The organism is Synechococcus sp. CS-1328, from assembly GCF_025128095.1.
Lineage (GTDB): Bacteria > Cyanobacteriota > Cyanobacteriia > PCC-6307 > Cyanobiaceae > CBW1002.
Genome location: NZ_JAHLYT010000059.1, coordinates 34,518 through 59,167, shown reverse-complemented (window position 1 = coordinate 59,167; position 24,650 = coordinate 34,518). Strand labels below are relative to the sequence as shown.

Annotated in this window: 17 protein-coding genes; 15 read left to right on the top strand and 2 right to left on the bottom strand. The window is 69.2% G+C overall.

Annotation, left to right across the window (positions count from 1 at the left end):
- The first annotated feature begins 159 nt into the window (after positions 1 to 159).
- Entirely contained in the window at positions 160 to 909 is a 750-nt protein-coding gene (locus KQ310_RS11090; protein ID WP_259721807.1) for a pyridoxine 5'-phosphate synthase, read from the top strand.
- Positions 906 to 1,226: an MgPME-cyclase complex family protein gene (locus tag KQ310_RS11085; RefSeq protein WP_259721806.1), complete on the top strand. Its 321-nt coding sequence runs from the start codon at positions 906 to 908 to the stop codon at positions 1,224 to 1,226. Before KQ310_RS11090 ends, KQ310_RS11085 begins: the two co-directional genes overlap by 4 nt.
- A 70-nt stretch (positions 1,227 to 1,296) precedes the next feature.
- Here the strand turns inward: KQ310_RS11085 and KQ310_RS11080 are convergent, their stop codons facing one another.
- Positions 1,297 to 1,635, bottom strand: coding sequence for a hypothetical protein (locus tag KQ310_RS11080; protein ID WP_259721805.1), 339 nt, complete (start codon positions 1,633 to 1,635; stop codon positions 1,297 to 1,299).
- Positions 1,636 to 1,768: 133 nt separating this feature from the next.
- On the opposite strand from KQ310_RS11080, the gene KQ310_RS11075 reads away from it, so the two are divergent.
- The 6 genes from KQ310_RS11075 to KQ310_RS11050 all read left to right on the top strand — a co-directional run bounded on the left by KQ310_RS11075 (position 1,769) and on the right by KQ310_RS11050 (position 15,000).
- Positions 1,769 to 2,449: a metallophosphoesterase gene (locus KQ310_RS11075; protein ID WP_259721804.1), complete on the top strand. Its 681-nt coding sequence runs from the start codon at positions 1,769 to 1,771 to the stop codon at positions 2,447 to 2,449.
- Between the two features lie 12 nt (positions 2,450 to 2,461).
- Positions 2,462 to 5,932, top strand: a complete 3,471-nt coding sequence (locus tag KQ310_RS11070) for an exodeoxyribonuclease V subunit gamma (RefSeq protein WP_259721803.1) — start codon at positions 2,462 to 2,464, stop codon at positions 5,930 to 5,932.
- A complete protein-coding gene (locus KQ310_RS11065) occupies positions 5,929 to 9,735 on the top strand; it encodes a UvrD-helicase domain-containing protein (protein WP_259721802.1) in 3,807 nt (1,268 codons plus the stop codon). Before KQ310_RS11070 ends, KQ310_RS11065 begins: the two co-directional genes overlap by 4 nt.
- Positions 9,732 to 11,546, top strand: a complete 1,815-nt coding sequence (locus KQ310_RS11060; RefSeq protein ID WP_259721801.1) for an ATP-dependent RecD-like DNA helicase — start codon at positions 9,732 to 9,734, stop codon at positions 11,544 to 11,546. Before KQ310_RS11065 ends, KQ310_RS11060 begins: the two co-directional genes overlap by 4 nt.
- A gap of 725 nt (positions 11,547 to 12,271) precedes the next feature.
- Positions 12,272 to 12,703, top strand: a complete 432-nt coding sequence (locus KQ310_RS11055; protein WP_259721800.1) for a phosphomannose isomerase type II C-terminal cupin domain — start codon at positions 12,272 to 12,274, stop codon at positions 12,701 to 12,703.
- Positions 12,704 to 12,957: 254 nt separating this feature from the next.
- Positions 12,958 to 15,000: a DEAD/DEAH box helicase gene (locus tag KQ310_RS11050; RefSeq protein WP_259721799.1), complete on the top strand. Its 2,043-nt coding sequence runs from the start codon at positions 12,958 to 12,960 to the stop codon at positions 14,998 to 15,000.
- Between the two features lie 144 nt (positions 15,001 to 15,144).
- On the opposite strand, the gene KQ310_RS11045 is transcribed toward KQ310_RS11050, so the two are convergent.
- Positions 15,145 to 15,345, bottom strand: coding sequence for a hypothetical protein (locus tag KQ310_RS11045; protein ID WP_259721798.1), 201 nt, complete (start codon positions 15,343 to 15,345; stop codon positions 15,145 to 15,147).
- Positions 15,346 to 15,647: 302 nt separating this feature from the next.
- Between KQ310_RS11045 and KQ310_RS11040 the strand changes: the two genes are divergently transcribed.
- The 7 genes from KQ310_RS11040 to KQ310_RS11010 all read left to right on the top strand — a co-directional run bounded on the left by KQ310_RS11040 (position 15,648) and on the right by KQ310_RS11010 (position 24,644).
- Positions 15,648 to 15,980, top strand: a complete 333-nt coding sequence (locus KQ310_RS11040) for an RNA-binding protein (RefSeq protein WP_259721797.1) — start codon at positions 15,648 to 15,650, stop codon at positions 15,978 to 15,980.
- A gap of 555 nt (positions 15,981 to 16,535) precedes the next feature.
- Entirely contained in the window at positions 16,536 to 18,341 is a 1,806-nt protein-coding gene (locus tag KQ310_RS11035; RefSeq protein ID WP_259721796.1) for an ABC transporter ATP-binding protein, read from the top strand.
- 15 nt (positions 18,342 to 18,356) lie between these two features.
- Complete coding sequence (locus KQ310_RS11030) at positions 18,357 to 19,298, top strand: LCP family protein (RefSeq protein ID WP_259721795.1); 942 nt, start codon at positions 18,357 to 18,359, stop codon at positions 19,296 to 19,298.
- Positions 19,299 to 19,357: 59 nt separating this feature from the next.
- Positions 19,358 to 20,359, top strand: coding sequence for an aromatic acid exporter family protein (locus KQ310_RS11025; protein ID WP_259721794.1), 1,002 nt, complete (start codon positions 19,358 to 19,360; stop codon positions 20,357 to 20,359).
- Entirely contained in the window at positions 20,353 to 21,447 is a 1,095-nt protein-coding gene (locus KQ310_RS11020; RefSeq protein WP_259721793.1) for an FUSC family protein, read from the top strand. Before KQ310_RS11025 ends, KQ310_RS11020 begins: the two co-directional genes overlap by 7 nt.
- Positions 21,444 to 22,703, top strand: coding sequence for a carbohydrate porin (locus tag KQ310_RS11015; RefSeq protein ID WP_259721792.1), 1,260 nt, complete (start codon positions 21,444 to 21,446; stop codon positions 22,701 to 22,703). Before KQ310_RS11020 ends, KQ310_RS11015 begins: the two co-directional genes overlap by 4 nt.
- A 78-nt stretch (positions 22,704 to 22,781) precedes the next feature.
- Entirely contained in the window at positions 22,782 to 24,644 is a 1,863-nt protein-coding gene (locus tag KQ310_RS11010) for a TolC family protein (protein WP_259721791.1), read from the top strand.
- Positions 24,645 to 24,650 lie beyond the last annotated feature (6 nt).

Here is a 24,650-nt window from a genome sequence, read left to right as displayed (position 1 = left end):
CTGAACGGCTTCTCGGTCTGCGCCAACACCGAACCGCCGATCACCGCGAAACGTCGCCTGTTCCGAACCTAAGAAGCCCCCTGCGGCCTCGGGCAGAGCCACGGGCAGTTGCGCCTGCGGCCCTCCATAAACTCGACCCCCCGCCCCCGTTCCCTGTTCATGGCCAGCCTCGGCGTCAACATCGATCACATCGCCCAGGTGCGCCAGGCCCGCCGCACGGTGGAGCCCGATCCGGTCACCCACGCCCTGCTGGCGGAGCTGGGCGGGGCCGATGGCATCACCGTGCATCTGCGCGAAGACCGGCGCCACATCCAGGACCGGGACGTGGAACTGCTGCGCGCCACTGTGCGCAGCCGCCTCAACCTGGAAATGGCGGCCACCGCCGAGATGGAGGCGATCGCCCTGCGCCTGCGGCCAGACATGGTCACCCTGGTGCCGGAACGGCGCCAGGAGGTGACCACCGAAGGGGGGCTGGACGTGGCCGGTCAGATCGATCCGCTGCGCGCCCTGGTGGGCCATCTGCAGGACAACGGCATCGGCGTGAGCCTGTTCGTCGATCCCGACGGCGCACAACTGCAGGCCTGCGCCGCCAGTGGCGCCCGCTGGGTGGAGCTCCACACCGGTGCCTACGCCGAGGCCGGCTGGGAGCAGCAACCCCTCGAGCTGGCCCGCCTGATCGAGGCCACCACCCACGCCCGCCAGCTGGGGCTGCGGGTCAATGCCGGCCACGGCCTCACCTACCGCAACGTCGAACCGGTGGCGGCGATCGAGGGCATGGAGGAACTCAACATCGGCCACACGATCGTGGCCCGCGCCCTGGCGGTTGGCCTGGAGACGGCGGTGCGGCAGATGAAGGCGCTGATTCAGAATCCCCGCCGCGACCCCCTGTTCGGCAGCCAGCACCCATGAGCACGTACCACTTCGTCGCCGCCAGTGAAGCCTTCCTCACCGTCGAGGAGCCGCTTGAGGAAGTGCTGCGCGAGCGGGTGAGCAACTACGCCGAGAAGGGACGCAACATTGATTTCTGGCTGGTGAAGCGGCCGGCTTTCCTTGAGGCACCCGAACTGGCGGCCACCGCAGCCGCGGTGCCTCGCCCGGCTGCAGCGGTGGTGTCCACCGATGAGAAGTTCATCACCTTCATGAAGCTGCGCCTGGAATTCGTCGCCCAGGGATCCTTCGAGGCCCCCAGCGCGTCCATCCCCGATGCCCTGGCCAGCCTGGCCTGAGCCGCGCCGCGCTCCCCGCCGCCCCCTCCTACGGACTCCCTACGGACTCAGCACAGTCTCGAGACCGACCTCAGAACAACCCCAGGAAGCGCTTGCGTTGCGGTTCCCCCTCCGCTCCGGAGGCCGGCCGTCCCTGGCCACCATCCTGCTGATAGCGGGGCTTGCTGTCGCCGATCGTGAGCGGCGCTTCCTTGTTCTTCCACCAGATCCAGTCGCGGATCGGCGGGGTGTTCCTCAGGTCGTCGCGGCTGAGGCCAAGGCCGAGCTTCGCGGAGGCATCCAGCAGCACATCGAGCATGGCCTCGCCATCGCTGCAGCGAGCCAGCGCCTCGTTGGTGCGCTTGGCACCATTCAGGGCCGAGACGAGAAGCTTCACCCGCTGGCTGGGCGGCAGAGTTTTTGGATCCATCCCATCGCAGCTCCAGGCCGCACCGTATCAGCGATCTCAGCGAATGATGGCGCCCCCTGCGCTGCGCTGCCTGGAGAAAAAAGATGACAATCCGACCGGCCCGGGGCAAGACTCTGACTAACGCATCCGATCGATGACGCCCTTTTCACGTCCCCCACGCCATTGGGTCATCGGGGACGTCCATGGCTGTGCTGATGCCCTGCAGGGGCTGATCGGATCGCTGCCGCCTGACGATCGGCTGGTGTTCTGTGGCGACGTGATCAACCGCGGCCCCCAGATCGAGCGCACCATGCGGATGGTGTGGCACCTGGTGCTGAGCCGCCGGGCCGTCTGGCTGCGGGGTAACCATGAGCAGGAGCTACTCGAGGCCCTGGATCAGGGCCACTGGTTCGGCCAGCAGGCCCTGGCCGGTTGCGACACCTACCGCCAGCTGGGCGATGGCCTCTGCCGTCTCTGGCGCGATCGCCTCGCCAGCCTGCCGCTCGTGTACTGGGGGCAGGGCTGGGCCGCCACCCACGCCGGCTTCGATCCGGTGGACTGGGCCCCCGACCTGCGCATCCGCCTGCCCTTCTGGCAGGCCTACGACGGCCGCTTCGGTGAGGTGGTGGTGGGCCACACGCCCGGGCCAGGGCTCAGGCGCCTCAACGGCATCGTGATGATCGACACGGCCGCCTGCTACGGCGGCGAACTCACCGCCTACTGCCCTGAAACCGGCCGCCACAGAGCGGTGCCAGGTCTCGGAAGCGGCCTGGATCTCTGCACGCTGCCGCCCGGCAGGCCCTGCCCGGAAGCACTGGCGGGCGGCCGCCTCTAAGGGCAAACCACCGTGCTGACGCTCTACCGCAGCAACCGGGCCGAGGTGCTGGCCCAGCTGCTGGCCGCCCAGCTGCTGGCGGATCCACCCGGGCCGTTCGAGCGGGTCGAGATCCTGGTGAACACCTGGCCCACCAGCCGCTGGCTGGGGGAACAGCTCGCCATTGGGCTGGGGGGGATCGCCGCCAACCTGCGCTTTCCCTTTCCCGGCAGCCATCTGCGCCAGCTGGTGGAGAGCCTGCTGAGCGCCGATGACCACACCAGCGCCAGCACCCCTTCTGACCACGCCGCCACTGCGCCGGTCGCCGCCGATCCCTGGCGCGCCAGCCAGCTGGTCTGGCCACTGCTGGAGCGGCTGCCAGCCCTGATCGAGCGGCCGGAGGCCCTGCCCCTGCGCTCCTGGCTGGACGAACGGGGCCATGACAGCGGCCGGCCTGAGACCCTCGACCGGTCGCTCTGGCAGCTGGGCCGCAGCATCGCTGATGCCTTCGACGACTACACCCTCTACCGGCCGACGATGGTGGGGGCCTGGATCGAGGGCCGGGCGGTGGACGGCCGCGGCCGGGAGCTGAGCGCAGCGCAGCGGTGGCAGCCCCTCTTGCTGGCGGAACTGGCCGAACATCTGTCAATGCCGCCATTCGGGCTGCGGGTGGGCCAGGCGATTGAACGGATGCGGCGGTGGTCTGCCGGCCGGTTGCCCGGCGAGCCGTGGCCCGCTGGAGCTCTGCCAACGACCCTCAGGCCCGACAGGCCCCTGCGGCTGTTCGGGCTGAGCAGCATGGCGCCCGTTCAGGTGGAGCTGCTGCAGGCCCTCTCGGGGGTTCTGGATGTGGAGATCTACCTGCTCACCCCCTGCCGCGAGCTCTGGACACGTCGGGGTGACGGGGGCCTGGCCCAGCTCCCCCTCGGGGAAGACTGGCTGCTGGAGGCGCCGCGCCTGGAAGCCCGCTTCGGGCGACTGGGCGCCGAATTTCAGCAGTTGCTGGAGGGATCGGGAGAGACCCAGCTGGGGGCCTGGGAGGAACAGGATCTGTTCCTGGGTGCCGCAACCATGGCCCGCCACGGCTGTGCTGGCCAGGTGCCACGCGCCGCCACGCTGCTGGAGCAATGGCAGCAACAGTTGGTGGAGCCGGAGGCCGCCGAACCGCTCTGCCTAACGCCGGGCGATCGCTCCCTGGAGTTCCACGCCTGTCCGGGGCCGCTGCGGCAGGTGCAGATCGTGCGCGATCGGCTGCTGCAACTGATGGCGGCCGATCCCGACCTCGCCCCGCGCGACATCCTGGTGATGACGCCCCAGGTGGAGGCCTTCGCGCCGTTGGTGGCCGCGGTGTTCGGTGACACCGACGCCACCGGCGTCGCGCTGCCATGGCGCCTCACCGACCGCAGCCAGCAGAGCGAGGCCGGCATCGCCCAGGGGCTGCTCGGCCTCCTGGCCCTTGGGGGAGAGCGGCTCACCGCCTCAGGGTTCGAGGGTCTGCTGGGATGCTCGCCGCTGCTGGAGAACCGGCGCATCGCCGCCAGCGAGGCGGGCGCCATCACGACGCTGTTGCAGCGGGCCGGCTTCCGCTGGGGCCTCGACGGGGGCAGCCGCGCTGGCGACCCCACCCACAGCCTCGGCTGGGCGATCGACCGGTTGCTGCTGGGGCTGGTGCTGCCAGCGGAGCCGGGGCTGGCACCGGCGGAGTGCGCCCCCCTGGCGATGGCTGGGAGCCTGGAGCAGCAGAGCCGCTGGCTGTTGTTGCTGCAGGACCTGCGCCGCTGGTTGGGGCTGCTGGGCCAGGGCCGCACCCCGGCGGCCTGGGCACCCGTGCTGCGCCAGCTGCTGGAGGAGCTGTTCGGTGCGGGCGGCGAGCGGGCCTGGGAGCTGCCGGTGATTCAGGGGGCGATCGCCGACTGGCTGAGTGTGGCCGGCTCCAGTGCGCTGATCCTCGATGCCGCCGTGGTGGCGGAGGTGCTGGGCGAGCAGCTCAGTGCCGACAGCGGCCGCTTCGGCCACCGCAGTGGGGCCCTCACCATCAGTGCCCTGGAGCCGATGCGGGCGATTCCGCACCGGGTGATCGTGCTGATGGGGCTGGATACCGGTCAGTTCCCGCGCCAGATCGAGCGGCCCGGCTTTCACCTGATGGAGCGCCAACGGCAGCTGGGTGACCCCAGCCCCGCCGATCAGGACCGCTACGTGCTGCTCGAAAGCATGCTCTCGGCCCGCCAGCACCTGCTGATCACCTGGAGCAGCCGCGATCAACGCAGCGGCGAAGCCCTCAGCCCCTCGACGCCAGTGCGCCAGTGGCTGGCCTTGCTGGAGCAGGAACTGGGAGCGGAGGCCGTGGACCGGCTGCGCTGGAACCACTGCGCCAATCCCCTGGAGCGGCGCAACTTCCTGCCCGACGGCGATCGACCCGCCCCCTGCAGCGACCGCCGGCTGCTGGAGGCGCGCCGCCTGCTGGAGGAGCAGCGCAGCGAACCGCCCACGGCCCTGGCCGCCCCCGGCCGCGAACAGCGCACCGTCAGCGCCACCAACAAGACAACCGTCCACGCGACACCACACGCCGCAGAACCAGCCGTACCGCCCGAGCCCCCTGCCGCCGGCGAAGCCTTTGCAGACCTGCTCGCCTGGCTGCAGGCCCCGCAGGACTGCTGGCTCGAGAGCCTGGGGCTACGGCCGGGCGAATGGGCACGCCGGGTCGACGATCTCGAAGACCTCAGCCTGGACGAACGCCAGCGGGCCCGGCTGCTGCGCCAGGAGCTGGACCGGTTGGAATTCAGCGCCTTGGAATTCGACGCTGCTGCCCAACCAGCTCCGGAACCTCCACCACCTCCTGACTGGCCGCAGCGGCAGCGGGGCCAGGGGGTGCTGCCGCCCGGTGCAGCCGGCCTGCTCGAGAGCAGCGGGCTCGATCAGCGCTGGACCTCGCTGCACACCTGCCTGGCCGGGCTGGGGGAGCCGCGTCAGGAGGCGCTGCACCATCAGGATCTCTGCGGCGATCTGAGCTGGCGCGGCGACCAGCTGGTGCTGGTTCACACCGCCACCCCCCGCTGCCGTCAGCGGCTGCAGCTGTGGCTGGAGCTGCTGCTGGCCTGCGCCGCCGGCGCCGCCCCGCGCCAAGCCCTGCTGATCGGTCGCGATGGTGCCTGCTTCCGGGTCCGCGAGCGGCTGAGCCCCCCCAGCCCCTCGGAGGCCGCCGCCGCCCTGGATAACCTGCGCCAGTGGCGGCAGGCCTTCCAGCGGGTCTGCTGGCCGGTGCCGCCGGAAACGGGTTGGGCCTACGCCGCCGCCGAGGCGAAGAAAGCCGGCTCCGGGGCAGCCGCGGCCTGCAAGCGATGGGAAGGCGGCCCTGAACAGCAGGCGGAACGGGATGAGGAGGTGATGGCCCTCTGTTTCGGCCGCGGCCTCAGCGGCCATGCCCTGCTGCAGGGAGCCTGCACCGCCCACGCCCTGACCCTGCATCAACCGCTGCTGAAGGTCTGGGAGGAGCTCAAACCATGAGCAAAGCCACCTCACTGGAAGGCGTCGATCTCGATGGTGCAGATCTCGTTGATACCGCTCTCGATTTCGACGCCAACACGGTGCCACTCACCCCGGGAGTGCAGCTGCTGGAGGCGAGCGCCGGCACCGGCAAGACCTTTGCCCTGGCCCATCTGGTGCTGCGGCTGGTGACCCGCGAGGAGGAGCCCCTCAGCCTCGACCAGTTGCTGGTGGTGACCTTCACCGAAGCCGCCGCCGGCGAACTGCGCGACCGGATCGCCCGCCGGCTGCAGGAGGCCCTGACCCTGCTGGAGACCCCCGCCACCGCGACCACCCAGCCGCCCGACCTGGTGCTGGCCGACTGGCTGGCCCTGCAACCCCCAGCCCCTGAGGCGCACGACCGGCTGCGGGGCCGGCTGCTGCTTGCCCTTGAGGAGCTCGATCGGGCCGACATCACCACCATCCACGGCTTCTGCCGCCGCACCCTGCAGCGCCGTGCCCTGGAGGCCGGCCTGGGTCCGGCGGTGCAGCTGGAGAACGACGATGGCGAACGCAGCCGTCAGGTCTGCCACGACTACTGGCAGCAACAGGTGCTCGGCCTGCCGCCGGAGTTGCTGGCGGGGTTGCAGAGCCGCGGTCTGGGGCTCCAGCGTCTGCTGAAGCTTGTGCGGCAGCTCGACGGCGACCCGGCCCTGGAGCTCGATCCCCTGCCAGCGGAGATCGCGGCCGATCAGCCGCTGGCAACCCAGCTCACGGCCCTGTGGCCGCAGCTGTGGCAGAGCTTCGTGCAGGAGTGGCGGCAGCGCGGCGCGGCGCTGGAGCAGAGCTTCCGCCGCCTGCCGGGCGACTGGAAGGCGATCGGCATCAAGACCAAGACAGCGCCCTACGCCGCCAATCCGAAAAATGACCGGGCCGCCCAGGTGAATCGCTGGATCGACTCCCTCGAGACCATCCCCAGCTACCACGCGGTGCTGGAGCTGCGCGAGGGCGACACCAGCTCCAAAAGCCCCAAGCCCCTGCTGCGCGACTACTTCCACCCCGCTCCCTGGGGGAAGCTGACCGCACCGGTGGAAGGGGAAGGCAAGAGCCTGCCCGAAGCGCCGCTGATGGAGGCGATCGCAGCCCTGGTGGACGGGCCGGCGGAACTGACCCTGCTCCATTTCGGCCACTGGGGGCGCCAGGAGCTGCGGCGACGGCGCCAGCAGAGCGGCCAGATGGGATTCGGCGACCTGCTGATGGGTCTGGACCCCGGGCACCAGGGCGATCGCCATGCCGCCCTGATCACGGCAGTGCGTCAGCGCTACCGAGTGGCCCTGGTCGACGAATTCCAGGACACGGACCCGATCCAGTGGCGAATTCTCGAATCGGCCTTCACCACGGGGGGCCATCACCTGCTGGTGATGGTGGGGGACCCGAAGCAGGCGATCTACCGCTTCCGCGGCGGCGAGCTGGCCACCTATCACCTGGCCCGGCGCCGCGCCGATGCGATCCATGCCCTGCGGGAGAACCGCCGCTCTGCGGAGCCCCTCGTGAACGGGCTCAATGCCCTGATGTGCGCGGGGCTGAAGCGGTCGGAGCTGCCGGCGCCCCAGGTTCTCTCCCGCGCCACCAAGGGCGAGCTGGTGTTGCCCGTTGGCGAGCGGCCGCTGCAGCTTCTGGCCTGCGCCGAGGAGGCCGAGCTGCCCGAGGCCATGGCTGGCCTCTGCCTGCAGCTGCTGGAGCGAGATCTGCACCTCCGCATCGGTGCAGCGGCCGAGGGCCCCGCCCCAACCCGACCGCTGCAACCCCAGGACCTCTGCCTGCTGGTGCGCACCCACGTCCAGGCTGAAACCCTGCGCCGGGCCCTGGACGAGCGCGGACTGCCCAGCCGCCTGGTGAGCCGCGGCGATGTGTTCGCCAGCGACGGTGCCACCACCCTGCAGCGCCTGCTTGATGCCCTGGCCGACCCGGCCAGCGACAGCCGCCGCCGCCTGCTGGCCGCGTCGCCGCTGCTGGGCTGGAGTGCCGTGGAACTGGCGACGGCGACACCGGAGGCCTGGGCCGAGCTGGCCGAGCGCCTGGGCCGGCTCGCTCAGCTGCTGCCCCGCCAGGGCGTGATGGGGTTGCTCGCCCAGCTGCTGAGCACCACCGGCCTGGCACGGTTGTCGCTGGGGGGACGGCTGCTGGCCGATCTGCAGCAGGCCGCCGAACTGGTGCAGGAACGGATGCATCAGCAGGCCCTGCCGGCCGCGGCTGCCGCGGACTGGCTGCGGCGGCTGCGTCTCGATCCCGATCGCGAGGTTCCTGAAGCCCATCAGCTCCACAGCGATGCGGCCGATTCCGCCGTGGCCGTGGTGACGGTGCACCGCAGCAAGGGTCTGGAGTACCCGGTGGTGCTGTGTCCCTATCTCTGGCACGCCCCACCGGCCCCCACCAGCAGCCCACGGGAGCTGGGCCGTCGCTGGCGACCACCGGACAGCGAGGCGCCCCGCCTCGACCTGCATCTCTCGCCCTACTGGGGCCCAGGCCGCCAGGCTGCCCTCGCCGACCGGCAGGCCCAGGTGCAGGAGCGCGAACGGCTGGCCTACGTGGCCCTCACCCGGGCCCAGCACCTGCTGGTGCTCGGCTGGCTCGACCCCCTGCCCGCCAAGCACGCTGACAACCCCTTAACGCCCTGGCTCCAGGACGCATCCGGCCAGCCCCGCAGCAACGACGACCTACCCCTGCAGCGCCTCGATCCAGCCCAGCTGCCGCCACCTGGACGCCGCTGGCGGCGACCGGCGCCCGAGGGAGCGCTGGAGGGCGGCCCCCTGCCCCGCCACCGCATCGACACCAGCTGGGGCCGCAGCAGCTACTCCAGCTGGACCCACGGGGCCGCCCCCCTGGCGCCGGAGGCCCGCGAGCAGGGGCGCGACACCGATGGTCTGGTGGGCGAGACCGAGCTGAACGCCGCGGTCATCGGGCAGCCCTGGTCCCGCCACGGACCGCTGGCGGAGTTCCCCCGCGGCGCCGGTCCTGGAGACACCCTGCACCGCATCCTGGAGCGGCTGGATTACCGCCAGCCCACGGACACACCAGCCAGCGTGGCGGTGGTGCAGCAGGAACTGGAGCGGGCTGGCCTGGCTCCGGAGCTTCAGCCCAACCTCCTGGCCGGCCTGGAGCAACTGCGCCAGACCCCCCTGGGCGGAGAGCTGGGCTCGTTCCGGCTGGCGGATCTGCCCCTGGCGGAACGACTCAACGAGATGAGCTTCGATCTGCCCCTGGCCATCGAGCCTCACGACGGATTGGAGCTGCCACGCGATGGCTTGGAGCAGCCACACCGGCGCCCGCCGCAGGTCACTGCCGCTGGCCTGGCCGAGGTGTTCGCCGCCCATCCGGGTGGCCTTGTCGATGGCGGGTATGCCAGGTCGCTGGGCCGGCTGGAGGTGGCCAGCCGTGGCTTCCTCACCGGCTCGATCGATCTGGTGTTTTGCCAGGGGGAGCGTTGGTGGGTGCTCGACTGGAAAAGCAACTGGATCGGGGAACGGGACGCCGAAGGGCGTCCGCTGGCCTGCGGGCCCGCCCACTACGACCGCAAGGCCATGGCCGCCCAGATGGTGGAGCGCCACTATTTGCTGCAGGCGCATCTTTACTTGGTGGCCTTGCATCGCTACCTGCGCTGGCGCCTGCCGGGGTACCGGCCGGAGCAGCACTTAGGCGGCTGGGTGTACGCCTTCCTGCGCGGTGCCCCGGGCCCCTGCCAGGCCGAGCAGGTGCCCGGCATGGTGGTGGAGCAGCCACCGCTGCAGCGCCTGCTGGCCCTGGATGCGCTGCTGCAGAGCGGTGATCGGGAGACCGGAGCATGACCGCCCCCTCCGCCGGACTGGGCGTGGCAGAGCTGCTGCTGGAGGCCCTGCCACGCCTCTACGCAGCCCAGATCAACGCAGGCAAGAGCACCGGAACGACGCTGGATCCGGCCCTGCTGGAAGTGATCGGAGCCCTCGGCAGCGCGCTGGAGCGGGGCGAACTGGAGCTGGACCTGGGTGGACCGGCACCGGCGGAGGTGAACGCCAGCCACTGGCCGCAACGGCACCGGCAGGCCCTGACCCACTCGCCCCTGAGCACCGATGCCGCCCAGCTGAACGAGGCTCCGGAAGCACCGCTGGTGCTGGTGGATGACCGGCTGGTGCGCTGGCGCCGCTGGCACCAGCAACTGGAGGGGGTGATGGAGAGCCTGATCCACCGCGCCCGATCCCCCCTGCCGGCGATTGCCGATCCCAGCCAGCAGCGCCTGGCCCTCGACCGTGCCGCCGCTGCGGGCCTGGATCAGACGCAGCAGGGGGCGGTGGCTGCCGCTCTGCATCACGGCCTGGTGCTGCTGGGCGGTGGTCCCGGTACCGGCAAGACCAGCACGGTGGTGCAGATCCTCGCGGCCCAGCTGAGCCTGCAGCCGGCCCTGCGGATCCAGCTGGCGGCCCCCACCGGCAAGGCCGCGGCCCGGTTGCAGCAGGCGATCGAGAACGGAGCCGGATCTCTCGACCCCGCTGTGGCGATCAAGCTGCGGCGCACCCCCTGCAGCACCCTGCATCGGCTGCTGGACAGCAACGGGGAGCGATTCGGACGACACCGCCGCCACCCCCTGGAATTGGACCTGCTGGTAGTGGATGAGATGTCGATGGTGGATCTTCCCCTGATGGAGGCCTTGCTGGACGCCCTGCCGGCCGCCTGTCGGCTGGTGCTGGTGGGGGATCCAGCCCAGCTACCGCCGGTGGGGCCGGGGCCCGTGCTGCTGGAACTGCAGCGGCCGGCACGGCTGAAGGCGCTGGGAGAGGCCGCTGTGCAGCTCACCACCACCTACCGCAACCACGGCGCCATCGCCGAGCTGGCCAACTGGCTGCGCGGCCGGGAAGGCAGCGACCTGCACGGCATCGACCTGCGAGGCCTGGCCAGCCAGCTGGAGGGGCGCCCCTCAAGCGGCAATCTGTCGTGGCAACAAGCCAATCCAGTCCGGGGCCTGCCCGCAGCCCTGCTGGAACCGCTACGCCGCAGGCAGCAGCAACTGGCCAGCCTGGCCGCCGCCATGGCCAGCTCCAGCCAGCCAGCCCATGGGGCCAGCGCCCTGCTGGCCGCGCTGGGGGAAATGCTGATCCTGACGCCGGTGCGAAGGGGGCGCTGGGGAGTGGAGGCGATCCATCAGACCCTGCTGGGCGACGCCGCCACGGCCGGACCGGGCGCCTGGCCGCCGGGGACACCGGTGCTGTGCTGCCGCAATCTGCCCGATCTGGGCCTGGCCAATGGTGATCTGGGCGTGGTGGTGCACAGGCGAGGCGGCGAGCGGCGCCTGCTGTTCGCTGCCGCATCAGGCGGCCCAGGCCGCACCGCAGCATCCGCTGAGGCGGCAGCGAGCAGGGATCCACTCCATGCCGACCCGGCCAGTCCGGAGCGTCCAAGCTCAGAACCACGCAACCAAGACAACCTGCGCTGGCTGCATCCGGCCCAGATGGCCGGAGCGGTGGAACCGGCCCTCGCCCTGACCGTGCACAAAGCCCAGGGCAGCGAAGCCGACACGGTGATCGTGCTGCTTCCGAATCCGGAGCGGGACGATCCCCGTCTGCTTTACACCGCCTTGACGCGAGCCCGTCACCATGCCCTGCTGATCACGGCTCCACTGACCTGAGTTCCAGCACTTTCCTGAACGCCAATCCCGAGCTGAACGTCAACCAGATACCAAGGCCCAATGCCGATGCTTCGAGGGCGTTACACAGCGCCACATCGCGCAACCTGTCAACGAAACATGAACGGCCCGCGCGAGCCATTGGCAAAGCCATTCATACTTCACTCAACCGGGAGGGGAGTCATCCCCAACCGACGGTTTCAGAGCCCCTGCTCCAATAGTCTCTCCCCCTGGGAGTTCTCCAAATCCATATCAGGATGTTCATCATCCTGCAGGATTCCTTTCTGCATCCCTGACCCCGTCTTCACCCTCCGTGGCGAACGCGAGCGAGGTGCCCCAAAGGTTCTCGGAGAACCGCCACCTGGATGCCCCGGCCCCAGGCGGCTCTGAAACCACCCCACCTTCCAAAGCGTTCCAAGTCCTGAGCCCGTAGGTGCAGCTCAGCAGGATCGCCATCATCGGCCGAACCCAGGCGGGCTCCCAGACTCGACCCATTGAGTCTTCCGATCAAGGCGAAGCAGGCTCAGCCGAATTGGAAGATTTGGAAGATTCAGATGAATCATCCCGGCCTATTCAGCCCATGGAATAGCCAGGCCCGCGACTGGTTACTTGACTCGCCCAGGTTGGTGATCCTTCATCCGCAATCCGCAGATCAACAGCCCATCGCCGTGATGGATTCTCGCTGCTCTTCAACGCCTGTGCCTGGTTCTGTTTCTGTGCCTGTGCCGATGTCTGGACCCGTGCCTGTTGCAGGCGCGACCCTGGACGCAGCGGTGCTGGACGCAGCGAGGCCCGATCGGACCGGTTTCGAGCCACCGGAGCAGCGACCCTGGGGCTGGTTCGAGCTTCTGGCGGAAGGACCCGGTTATCGGGTCAAGCGCCTGCACCTCGATCCGCATCAGCGCCTCAGCCGGCAGCGGCATCAGCATCGCCTGGAGCACTGGCTGGTGGTTCAGGGCAGGGGCAGTGTCGAACTGGGTGACGCGCCGCAGCGCAGGACCCAGCCGCTCGAGCCGGGCAGCAGCCTGGTGATCCCGCCGCTCACGATCCACCGGGCGGCAGCGGGCAGCGAAGGATTGGAGATCATCGAGGTGCAGCGCGGCCCGCTTCTGCGGGAAGACGACATCGAACGCTTTGCCGATGACTACGGTCGCGTGTAAGGTGCAACCTCACCCTTTGATGAAGGGCGTGGCAGTTCAGGTGAGCTGTCGAACCACAGGACCGGAGCCGGGACCCCCATTCATTCATCCCGATCCGATCAAACCTCAGTCCGCACAACCCTGCAGCGCAGGAGCCGCCGATCCACGGCAGCCAGCAAGCAGCAGAACATTGCTGATGTTCGACACCATTTCAAGTTCCAAATCTTGGGTCTCTGCCGGCCTGCGTTGAAGGATTTCCCAGGCCCGGACATCCCGTGACCCCATCTCAAGAAGGCGGCAGCACCTTGTGCGCCGTCACCGGCGTTGACGCCGCCAGCCCGATCGAGGCCAGCTCGGCTGTGGCCGCTGCGTCGATCGCCACCTCCGCAGAGCTGCCAACCAGCGATCTGCCAGGCACTGCTGCTCCTCTGGAAGCCAGCGGCAACGCTGCCGTCGACAACCACGATCTCGACAACCTTGCGGTTGAGCGATCCCCAGCGGTCGAGCGAGCCGCATCCGCTGCGTCCACCGACACCCTCGAGACCAGCGCTGCTGCCGAGCCCGAGGCTGCGACACCCTCTGGTTTTGCCAGCTTCGGCTTTGGCCCCGAGCTGCTTGAGACCCTGAGCGCCATCGGCTACGAACAGCCATCACCGATCCAGGAGGCCGCCATCCCCGAGCTGCTGCTCGGCCGCGACCTGGTGGGTCAGGCCCAGACCGGTACCGGCAAGACGGCCGCCTTCGCCCTGCCCCTGCTGGCCCGCCTCGATCCCGAGCAACGCAAACCCCAGGTGCTGGTGCTGGCCCCCACGCGGGAGCTCGCCATGCAGGTGGCGGATGCCTTCAACACCTACGCCTCTCGCCTGCCCAACGTCCGCGTGCTGGCGGTCTATGGCGGCGCCGACTTCCGTGACCAGATCCAGCAGCTGCGACGCGGCGTGCAGATCGTGGTCGGCACCCCCGGCCGGGTGATGGACCACATGCGCCAGGGCACCCTCGATCTCTCCGGACTGCGGGCTCTGGTGCTCGATGAAGCCGACGAAATGCTCCGCATGGGCTTCATCGACGACGTCGAGTGGGTGTTGGAGCAACTGCCCAGCGAGCGCCAGGTGGTGCTCTTCTCGGCCACGATGCCGGCCGAGATCCGGCGCATCTCCCACAACTACCTGCGTCAGCCGGCGGAAGTGACGATCCGCACCAAGGCGGCCGACGGCGGCCGGATCCGCCAGCGCTACCTGATGGTGCACGGCCCCCACAAGCTGCCGGTGCTGCAGCGGGTGCTGGAGGCCGAGTCCAGTGAGGGAACAATCATCTTCGCCCGCACCAAGGCGATCACCCTCACCGTGGCCGAGTTCCTCGAAAGCCATGGCTATGAGGTGGCCGTGCTCAACGGCGATGTGCCCCAGGCCCAGCGGGAACGCACGATCGAGCGGCTCAAGGACGGCCGGGTCGACGTGCTGGTGGCCACCGACGTGGCCGCCCGCGGTCTCGATGTGGAACGCGTCGGCCTGGTGGTGAACTACGACATGCCCTTCGATGGCGAGGCCTACGTGCACCGCATCGGTCGCACCGGCCGGGCGGGCCGCAGCGGCGAGGCCATCCTCTTCCTCACCCCCCGCGAACGTCGCTTCCTTGGAGGACTGGAGCGGGCCGTGGGCCGCGCCATTGAGCCGATGGAGGTCCCCAGCAACGCCACCATCAACCAGAACCGCCTCGATCGGCTGCGTCAGAAGCTCACCAACGGGCTCACCACGCCGATCGGCAACGAGGAGGAGCGCGCCCTGCTCAGCGAGATCCTGCAACGTGTGGCGCAGGAGCATGAGGTGAGCAGCGAACAGCTGGCCCTGGTGGCTCTGCAGATGAGCCTGATCGGCAAGCCCTTGCTGCTGCACGGAGACGAGCAGTGGAGCCAGCCCGCAAGCCGCGGCCCCGCCCGCGACGGCCGCACCGGCAGCCCACGCGATCGCGATGGCGGCCTGCGCGATGGCAACACACGCCGCATCGAGCGGCGCCCCGCCGCCGGCCGGGATGGTCGCAGCAGCACCGGAGCTCCCCGCAGCCAGGAGGCCTCGCCCGTGGATGCGGACATGGATCGCTTCCGGATCGAGGTGGGCTGGCGCGACCGCATCAAGCCCGGCAACATCGTGGGCGCGATTGCCAATGAGGCCGGCATCGCCGGCAAGATGATCGGCCGGATCCACATCTTCGATGCCCACAGCACCGTGGACCTGCCCAAAGGCATGCCGGAAGACGTGTTCGACAATCTGCGCCGCCTGCGGGTGATGAACCGCGAGCTGCAGATCACCAAGCTCTCCTGAGCCTGAACAGATCCACCGCAGTCCTCTGCGTCATCAGGCCGCTGCTAACCGCAGCGGCTTTGTTCAAGGTCAGGAGGTCGTGATGCTCAGCGCTCCAGAAGAGGCTTCTCTCTGCAAGGCACTGGCCTCACGCCGGCGAAGCACTCAGGCGCAGGATCGGGTGACATCGACACTGGACAGCACGCCCAGCTCGGTGACGGACAGCCGCTCGACAGCGGCAATCAGGGAGGGCTGGACCTCACTGGTCTCAACGCAGACCAGACTCTGCAGCAGGTCAAAGCGGTCCTGGGCAGCGAGCTCGCCGTCATCGCTCCACGCCAGGCTCCAGGGGACAGGGCATGCCATAGGACTAATGGGAACTGGATCAGGGTTCGCTGACAATGGGACGGGACCGGGGATCGGCGGCCGTTCTTCAGGATCCCTTCGCAAGTTCTTCACGCTTCTCCATCCCGCCCGGGGAGAGATCGATCAAGGGAGCTGCGAGTAAGCTCAAGGTGATTCTTTGATGTCCAGGCTCCCTTCGGCGCGCTCAGCAGGGTTGGACCGCACGGCCTTTTCAAACGGCTCAGGTACGGACTCCTGGCTCTCACGGGCCTTCCCAGGGACACACGGCTATCTGCGGATCAGTTCCAGGTCCAGTTCAGTGAATGACTATCTACGTCGGCAATCTCTCGTTCCAGGCTGAACGGGAGGATCTCCTTGATCTCTTCGGCCAATACGGAGAGGTGCGCAACTGCAGCCTGCCCCTCGATCGGGAAACCGGCCGTAAGCGCGGCTTCGCGTTCGTTGAACTCAGCGACGATGCCGCTGAGCAGAAAGCCATCGACGACCTTCAGAACGTCGAGTGGATGGGTCGCATGATCCGCGTCAACAAAGCCACGCCCCGCGAAGGCGGCGGTGGTGGTGGCGGTGCAAGGGGTGGCACCCGTTCTGGAGGAGGTGGCGGTGGCTACGGCGGCGGCAGTGGCAACCGCTGGTGACGCCACTGGGCGGCGAGTGAGCCTTAAGCGATTGGGCCAATCGGTGCTGTCCTGACCTCTAACGATGGGGAGTGTCGTGCTTGACGCGCCTGACCTGCTGCGATCCAAACAAAAACCCCTTGGGGCTTCTCACTCCAAGGGGTTCAAGAGGTTGATCCGACCATCGATCAAGCCGAAGGAATCAACTCAGTTCTCAAAACGTGGTGTTGGCAGGATCTGAGAGTTCAAGCAGGGCCGCGACGTCGCGACAACAGCGTGGGAGGATCAGATTTCTATGGGTTCAGCTTCAGCCGTTTCAAGCTCATCGAGTTGATCGACCTGCCAGGCACGGCGACGCAACTCAGCTCCTGGGCAGGGTGCAATCGGTTGGCCTTCGAGGCTCTCCGGCAGCGCCGCCCGCAGATGATGGCGACGAACCTTGGCTGTCCAACGATGGAATCGATTGAAAGCGCGTGAACGGGTCATGAAGATCTCCCTTCTGGGATGTGGTCGTTCTACGCCCGGTGCACCGCTACAAACCGTTCCTGGCAAACATCTTCACCGCCACCCTGTTGCATGCGGCCAGCCACCGGCTCCCCCTCTGCCCTGAAGCGCCTGCTGCGCACCCTGCGCCCCCATCGGCGGCAGGTCTGGCTGGCGGCGACCTGCTCGGTGCTCAACAAGCTCTTTGACCTGGCCCCACCAGTGCTGATCGCCCTGGCGGTGGACGTGGTGGTGAAACAACAGAACTCCTGGCTGGCCGAGCTGGGCGTGGTCTCGGTTCCGGGCCAGCTGGCGGTGCTGGCCGTGCTGTCGTTCCTGATCTGGACCGCCGAATCCCTGTTCGAATACCTCTACGGCCTGCTCTGGCGCAACCTGGCCCAGACCGTGCAGCACGAACTGCGCCTGGAGGCCTACGACCATCTCCAGCGCCTCGAGATGGCCTTCTTCGAGGCGGGCAGCAGCGGACGGTTGCTGACGATCCTCAACGACGACATCAACCAGATGGAGCGCTTCCTCGATCACGGTGCCAACGAGATCCTGCAGCTGATCACCACCGTGCTGGCCGTGGGCGGGGCGATGGTGTGGATCTCGCCGAGCGTGGCGGGGGTGTCGTTTCTGCCGGTGCCGGTGATCCTCTGGGGCTCGCTGGGGTATCAGCATCGCCTCGCTCCCCGCTACCAGGAGGTGCGCGAGCGGGCCGGCGATCTGGCCAGCCGCCTGGCCACCAATCTGGGCGGCATGCTCACGATCAAGAGCTACGTGGCCGAGGGCTGGGAGAACGATCGCCTGCGTCAGCAGAGCGAGGCCTACCGCCAGAGCAACCGCCGCGCCATTCGCTTCTCGGCCGGCTTCGTGCCGCTGATCCGCTTCGCCATCCTGTTCGCCTTCCTGGCGATCCTGGTGGTGGGCGGTCTGCAGGTGTGGCGCGGCAGCCTCGGAGTGGCGCCCTACACCTTCCTGGTGTACATCACCCAGCGCCTGCTGTGGCCCCTCACCACGCTGGGCCGCACCCTCGACGACTACCAGCGGGGCATGGCGTCGACCAACCGGGTGCTGGATCTGCTCGACACGCCGATCACCATCCCCGGTGGAGATGGCCAGTTGTCACGCTCCCAGGTGCGGGGCGAGATCCGCTTCGAGGCGGTGGGCTTCGCCTATCACGATCGCCCGCCGATTCTGCAGAACTTCAACCTGCAGGTACCGGCAGGATCCACCCTGGGCATCGTGGGCGCCACCGGCTCAGGCAAGAGCACCATCGTGAAGCTGCTGCTGCGGCTCTACGAGCAACAGCAGGGCCAGATCCTGCTGGATGGGATCCCGATCCAGACCCTGCGGCTCGACGACCTGCGTCACGCCATCGGTCTGGTGAGCCAGGAGGTGTTCCTCTTCCACGGCTCGGTGGCCGAGAACATCGGCTACGGCAGCTTCGACGCACCCCGCAGCGCCATCGAGCACGCCGCTGCCCTGGCCGAGGCCGCGCCCTTCATCGCCGCCCTGCCCCACGGCTACGACACGGTGGTGGGGGAGCGGGGCCAGCGGCTCTCCGGAGGCCAGCGCCAGCGCATCGCCCTGGCCCGCGCCATCCTCAAGAATCCGCCGGTGCTGATCCTCGATGAGGCCACCGCCGCGGTGGACAACGACACCGAAGCGGCCATTCAGCGCTCGCTGGAGCGGCTCACGGCGGACCGCACCACTCTGGTGATCGCCCACCGGCTCAGCACGGTGCGCCATGCCGATCGCATCGTGGTGATGGAGCAGGGCCGGATCGTGGAAAGTGGCACCCACGAGCAACTGATCGCCGCCGCCGGCGCCTACGCCGGCCTCTGGCGGGTCCAGGCCGGTCTCCGGCCGGACGAGCCCCTGCGGTTCGATGCCTGACATAAGTTTTCCAACATGAAGACACCTGCGGCGCAGCGCCGTCCCAAGCGAGGTCAGCGCGGGCCCGTCCTGGTGGCCGTGGTGCTGGGCCTCAGTGGCGGCCTGCTGCTCGCCGGCCCGCTGAGCCGCTGGCTGTCCATCGAGAATCACATCGAGGACAAGCGCATCACCAACCCCTTCGCGGGATGGGCCAATTTCGGCCATCAGGATGTGCTGGTGCTGGGTACGGATGTAGGCGGCGGCAATACCGATGTGATGGCGGTGCTGCGGGTCGAGAACGGCGTGACCCGCATCATCCAGGTGCCACGCGACAGCTACATCGAGACGGCCGAGTACGGCGGCGTCAAGGCCAACGCCCTCTACAGCCTGGGTGGCGCCGATCTGGTGAAACAGGAGCTCTCCAGCCGCATGGGCCGGCCGATCAGCCATCTGGTCAAGGTGAATCTCTCCTCGATCCGGCGCATTGCCGACGTGCTCGGCGGCATCGAGGTGGACGTGCCGAAGCGGCTCTATTACGTGGATAGCAGCCAGGGGCTCCACATCGACCTGCAGCCGGGTCCGCAGACCCTCAAGGGCCGGGATCTGGAGGGATTCCTGCGCTGGCGCCACGATGAGATGGGCGACATCGGCCGGCTGGAACGCCAGCAACTGGCCCTCAAAGCCCTGTTCCGCAAGCTCACCCGACCGGAGAATCTGGTGCGGCTGCCGGCCATCCTGGCCGCCGCCGGCAAGGATCTCCATACCGATCTGGGCCCGATGGAGATGGGCGGTCTGATCACGGCGATGGGCATGACCAGCCTGGAAACCGAACGGCTGGACGGCCGCCCCTTTTACCGCGACGGCATCAGTTACTGGGATGCCACCTGGCCGCAGGCCGAGCCCGGCGCCGAGAGAAACACGACGGCCGAAAACGGCGAGACCAACCCCCAGGAGGATCGCTACCGCTTCCTGTTCTGAGACCTGAGCGCGCGCCATAGGCTGGGCCGGTCATTCCGCCCCGGCAGCCGCACGTCCCCGTGTCTTCCCCGCTGCTGCACAACAGCCTCAAGCTGGGAATCTCGGCCACGATCACCACGGCACTGGCCGTGTGGTTCGAACGGATCGAATTCGTCTGGTACCCCCTGCTGGCGGTGGTCGTCGTGGTCGACGACAACGACGACCAGACCGTGCAGGCGGCCACATCCCGCATTCTCGGCACCGTCACCGGTGGGCTGATCACCTTCCTGGTGCACACGATCCTGGCGGGCTGGATCGGGGTGCTGGTGTCGCTGCTGCTGATGGTGCCGGTGCTGCGGATGCTGGGCTGGCAGAGCTCCCTCGCCACCGCCGGCCTGGTGAGCGTGATGTTCCTGATGATTCCCAACCACGTGCTCCTCAACTGGGACTACGTGTTCAACCGCGCCCTCGACACAGCCCTGGGCTGCGTGATTGCCATCCTGGTGGGGCTGCTGTTCTGGCCTCGCGAGGGCCTCAAGGAACTGCAGGAGATCGAGGACAGGCTCTGGGAGCAGCTGCAGCGCCAGCTGGAGGAGCATCGCCGCTGGCTGATCGAGCTCGCCCCCGCGCCGCCGCCCCTGCCGCCGGCCAACTTCACCGAGACCTGGCTGCGCATGAGTCAGCTCACCCAGGAGCAGATGCGCGGTCCGCGGCGTCGCTGGCTGCTGCGCCGGCGCTGGCGCCAAAGGCTCAACCTCTGGCAGACCCTCGGTCACCACTGGGTGCAGTGGGAGCGCCTGCTCTCCAACCTGCCGCCAGCAACGCCGCCTCCCGAGACGGACCCGGCCATCACAGGCCCCTACCCCCTGCGCCAGGTGCTGGCGGACCTGGCCGCCGCCCTGGAGGGAACCAGGGCGCACCCGCTCCCGCCCCGCCCCGAGATCTGGCAGGCGGCGGCCCTGCGCGACGGGCGACCCCTGCTGCAGCTGCTGGCCCTGGCGGAAGAACAGCAACGGCTGCTCTCCACCGTTGAGACCCTGGCGCGGCTGCGCCGGCTCGACAACGCCGCCGTTCCATGCTGATTCGCCGCGACGAGCTGCGGCTGGTGGTGACCACCGGGCTGACCAACGCCCTGGGGGTTCTGGCACCCCTGGGCTTCGGGTTCTACGCCACCCTGGCGGTGCTGGCGGTGGGCACCGGCACCTACGGCAACTCCCTGAGACTCGGCCGCCAGCGCCTGCTCGGCACCCTGCTGGGGGCGGCCGTGCTGGTGGTGACCAAGCAGTGCCTGCAGGAGCTTCCCCTGGCCCTCGCCCTCGGCCTGGCCCTGGGCCTCATGCGCGCCATGGGGGAGTGGCTGGGGCTGCGGGTGGGCTACAAGGTGGGCGGCCTGGTGCTGGTGATGGGCTGGCTGGTCCACGGCGATGACCTCGACTGGTGGATCCCGCTGCGGCTGTTCTGGACCTGTGTCGGCATCCTCATGGCCCTGCTGAGCCTGCGGTTGTTCTGGCCCAGCCAGGCGGTGACTCAGACCCGCAGCCAGTGGAACGTCCTGCTGGGATCCCTGGCGGAAGGTCTGGAGGCGGCGGCGGCGCAGCTCTATCTGGGCGGGGCCACGGCGAAGCCAGCCCACGCCGCGAAGCCATCCAGCGCAGCCACACCCACCACCCAATCCGATCCGCAGCATCGACGCACGGTGGAGCTGCGCCGTCAGTTGGGGCTGCTGCGCCGCGGCCGCCCCATGGTGGAGGCCGAACTGGGCGACCATCCCAGCCGCCATCCCCTGCTGCGGGGGTTCTCCCTGCTGGAGGACGCCTGCTCCAGCCTGATCGGCGCCCTCGACACCCTCGAGCGCCAGCCCCCTCCCCTCGGCCAGGTGGCCTCCCTGACGGCCCTGCGCCTGGCGGAAGCTGAACTGCTCGAGGCCGCCGCCGCCCAGCTGGGGCAGTGGCGCCGGATCGTGCTGCAGCCGGGGGAATCGCTCAAGCCCCCGCCGCCCTTCCAGGCCCCGGCCAGCTGGAGCGTGGCCGATCACTGGCTGCGCGACCCCAGCTTCGCCACCATGGACCTGGGCCGGCTGCAGCGGATCGCCCGGCGACTGATGGCCTGCCAGCAGGTGCTCTCCTGCCTGCTGCACTGCGAATCCCGCTGGCGGCAGCTGGCTCGATGAGGCGAGTCGGCCCCTGGGGAGCCCTGGCCGCGGCGATGGCGCTGCTGATGGCGCCGACCCTGGCAGAACCGCTGCCCGCATCTCCAGACCCTGCGGCCCCAACCCCTGGATCCACGGCAGCCACGCCTCAAACCAACAGCTGGGGCAGCTTGCAGGAGTGGTTGGGGCTGCCGGAGTGGCTGCAGCTGCAGCTGGAGATCCAGGCCGAACCCATGGCCAACCCTGTGGGGGGCCAGGCCTCACGGGCCAGCTGGATCCAGCAATCCACCCTGCAGATCGACCTCCTTCCCTGGCGGCAGTCCAGCCCGGAAGCAAGCCGCTGGTCGCTGCGGGCCGAGCTGGCCTGGATCAACGGCAACCCCAACTACGCCGAATCCATCGGCGCGGTGATCCCCCTGCAGCAGCTCGCCGATCCGCTGGGATTCTGGCTCTCCGCCGCTGAGATCCGGCGCGAGACCCTCCCCGGCTCCTGGGGCCTGCGGGCTGGCCTGCTCTCGCTCGATCCAGCTTTTTTCACCGCACCGCTGGCGAGCTACTACGTGCACGGGGCCCTGAACACGGCCCCCGGCCTCGGCACCGCCGACTTCCCCGTGGCCCCCCTGCACGCCCCGGGCGCCGTGCTGAGCCTCCGCCCCTCAGAGGAGCTGCGGCTGGACGTGGCCGGCTTCGATCTGACAGCCATGGCCGCCCAGGTGCGTCGGTTCGGGATCGAAGGATCCATGGCAGGGCCGGGGGGCTGGCTGCAGATGGTGCAGCTGGAACTCACGCCCAGCTGGCTGCACTCCCCAGCAGACGCGCCATCGATGCCCCCATCCGCGCCGCTGCAGCTGCCGCCGGGGTCCCTGCAACTGGGCGGCTACCTCGGCAGCGGCCCCAACCGCGGCCTCTACAGCAGCCTCAGCCTGCCCGTGGGCAGCGGGCCCGGCAGCGATCGACGGCTCTGGTTCGCGGCCACCCTCGGTCTGGATCCAGCCTTCAATGCGATCCGCACCAACCTCAGCACCGGAGTGGTGGTGCTGGGTCCCTTCCCTGGGCGCCCCCTGGATGTGCTGGCCTTGGGGATGGCCCGCACCGGCTTCAGCCCCGGACTCCAGCCGCAGCTGGACCAGGAGGGGGTGGTGGAGCTGGGCTATCAGCTTCACCTGAACGACAACCTCAACCTCCAGCCCACCCTGCAGTGGATCGTCAATCCGGGCGCTCGTGGGGCCTGGCCGGGCATCCTCTCCAGCGGCCTGCAGGTCACCCTGACCTTCTGAACCGGGTCCATGAGACTGGCCGCCATCACGCTGGCAGCCATCAGACTGGCGCCGATCAGACGGGACCGATCGGAGCGGATGGGCAGGAGCCGAGGTTGCCGGCAGGGCAGTCGCAACCTGAAACGCGTGCCGCTGATCGGCCTGCTGCTGCTGCTGCCGGCGATGGCCGTGTGGCCGGGCCAGCCTGGGCTGCTCGCCCCCAGCCAGGCCCAGACCAACCGGTCGGCGCCGCTGCCCGAGGGAGCTCCCGAGCCACTGGAACGCAGCTGGCGGGAACTCGACCAGCAGCTGCGCACCCTCGACACCCTGCTGCCGCAGGAGCCCGAGGCAGCGGCGGCGGCGGATGAGGCCACCCCGCCCCTGCCGGAGACCCTGCTGGCGCCCAACCGCGAGGCCTCCGGGTCCCTGCCGGCGGAACTGGACGCGCCCGCGGCCCTGAGCCTGCCCACGGCTGAGCAGCTGGGGCGGGGTTCAATCCAGGGACTGAGCCTGGAGCAGGCCCTGGCGATGGCCTTTCGGGGCAGCGCCGAACTGCAGGGCCAGCGCGAGCAGGTGGCCGCGGCCCTGGCGGAGCTGCAGGCGGCCCTGGGCACCTACTGGCCCCGGATCAGTGCGGTGGCCAGCGGCGGCAGTAGCCAGAGCGGGACCAGCTTCTATTCCCCCGTGGGCAACACCGGCCTGGGTTTCGGGCCGCAGTTCTCGACCAATGGTCTGGCCACGGCGACGGGCCAGCCGACCGGTGGTGCTTTGACGGTGCCCAACGGCGGCGGCGCCTACCTGAATGAATCGGTGAACAGCGTTCAGGGAGGACTGGAACTGCAGTATGCGTTGCTTGATTTCGCCCGCACGCCGCAGGTGAGGGCCGCCCGGGCCCGCCTGCAGCAGAGCCGCCAGACCTACGCGAACGACCTACGCCGGTTGCAGCTGCAGGTGAGCGAGGCCTACTACCAGCTGCAGCAGGCCGACCAGCTGGTGCGCATCCGCGACGCCACGGTGCGCAACGACCTGGTGATCCTTCAGGACGCCCTCGATCTCAAGCAGGCGGGCCTGGTGCCCCGGCTCGATGTGCTGCGCCGTCGCGCCATCGAGGCCAGCGACCAGGAGCTGCTGATCCAGGCGATGGCGGACCGGGCCGTGGCCCGGCGCCAGCTCGGCGTGGTGCTCAACCTGCCGCCGGAGGTGACCCCCAGCGCTTCCGATCCGATCCAGGTGCAGCCCCGCTGGCCCCTCGACCTGGAGAGCAGCCTGCTGGCCGCCTACCGCGACAACCCGGAACTGGAGGCGGTGCTGGCCACCCGCGAGGCCTTGGCCCGGGAGAAGGACTCGGCCGCGGCGGCCCTGCTGCCGACCCTCTCGCTGTTCGCCGCCGCCGGCGGCTACGGCGCCAACACCAACCAGTTCGACATCAGCGTCAGCGGCGGCGGCTGCTGCGGCAGCACGGTCATCCCCGTGCTGAACACCAACGGCTATGACTGGTCGATCGGGCTCACCCTGCGCTGGCTGCTCTTTGATGGCGGCACCACCGCCGCGCGGGTGCGGGGACTGGCCCGCCGGGAGGCCGCTGCGGCCCAGCAGTTCGCCGCCCGCCGCAATGACATCCGCCTGCGGTTGGAGCAGGCCTTCTTCAACCACGAGGCCAGCCTCGCCAAGCTGAGTTCCGCCCGCCGTGGCGTGGCGGCTGCCATGGAAGCCTTCCGCGATGTGCGGCTGCGCTATCGCACCGGCCTCTCGAACGAGGTGGATCTGTCGATCACCCAGGAGCGGCTGATCAACAGCCTGGTGCAGCGGCTCAATGCCACCGTGAACGTGAACCTCACCTACGCCAGGCTGCTGCGGGAACTGCTGCCGGTCTCCCGTGATCCCGATGCGCCCTATGCACCCGAGCTGCGCCTGAATGACCTGCGCCTGAGCGAGCTGCGACCCCCGACCCCCGGTCCCTGAACGGAG

What these genes read in the sequence shown, in the direction of transcription:
- KQ310_RS11035 (WP_259721796.1), top strand. Translation starts at nt 16,536, where the DNA reads ATGCGGCCAGCCACCGGCTCCCCCTCTGCCCTGAAGCGCCTGCTGCGC.
- KQ310_RS11080 (WP_259721805.1), bottom strand. Translation starts at nt 1,635, where the DNA reads ATGGATCCAAAAACTCTGCCGCCCAGCCAGCGGGTGAAGCTTCTCGTC.
- KQ310_RS11010 (WP_259721791.1), top strand. Translation starts at nt 22,782, where the DNA reads ATGGGCAGGAGCCGAGGTTGCCGGCAGGGCAGTCGCAACCTGAAACGC.
- KQ310_RS11030 (WP_259721795.1), top strand. Translation starts at nt 18,357, where the DNA reads ATGAAGACACCTGCGGCGCAGCGCCGTCCCAAGCGAGGTCAGCGCGGG.
- KQ310_RS11015 (WP_259721792.1), top strand. Translation starts at nt 21,444, where the DNA reads ATGAGGCGAGTCGGCCCCTGGGGAGCCCTGGCCGCGGCGATGGCGCTG.
- KQ310_RS11045 (WP_259721798.1), bottom strand. Translation starts at nt 15,345, where the DNA reads ATGGCATGCCCTGTCCCCTGGAGCCTGGCGTGGAGCGATGACGGCGAG.
- KQ310_RS11040 (WP_259721797.1), top strand. Translation starts at nt 15,648, where the DNA reads ATGACTATCTACGTCGGCAATCTCTCGTTCCAGGCTGAACGGGAGGAT.
- KQ310_RS11020 (WP_259721793.1), top strand. Translation starts at nt 20,353, where the DNA reads ATGCTGATTCGCCGCGACGAGCTGCGGCTGGTGGTGACCACCGGGCTG.
- KQ310_RS11060 (WP_259721801.1), top strand. Translation starts at nt 9,732, where the DNA reads ATGACCGCCCCCTCCGCCGGACTGGGCGTGGCAGAGCTGCTGCTGGAG.
- KQ310_RS11055 (WP_259721800.1), top strand. Translation starts at nt 12,272, where the DNA reads ATGTCTGGACCCGTGCCTGTTGCAGGCGCGACCCTGGACGCAGCGGTG.
- KQ310_RS11085 (WP_259721806.1), top strand. Translation starts at nt 906, where the DNA reads ATGAGCACGTACCACTTCGTCGCCGCCAGTGAAGCCTTCCTCACCGTC.
- KQ310_RS11075 (WP_259721804.1), top strand. Translation starts at nt 1,769, where the DNA reads ATGACGCCCTTTTCACGTCCCCCACGCCATTGGGTCATCGGGGACGTC.
- KQ310_RS11090 (WP_259721807.1), top strand. Translation starts at nt 160, where the DNA reads ATGGCCAGCCTCGGCGTCAACATCGATCACATCGCCCAGGTGCGCCAG.
- KQ310_RS11065 (WP_259721802.1), top strand. Translation starts at nt 5,929, where the DNA reads ATGAGCAAAGCCACCTCACTGGAAGGCGTCGATCTCGATGGTGCAGAT.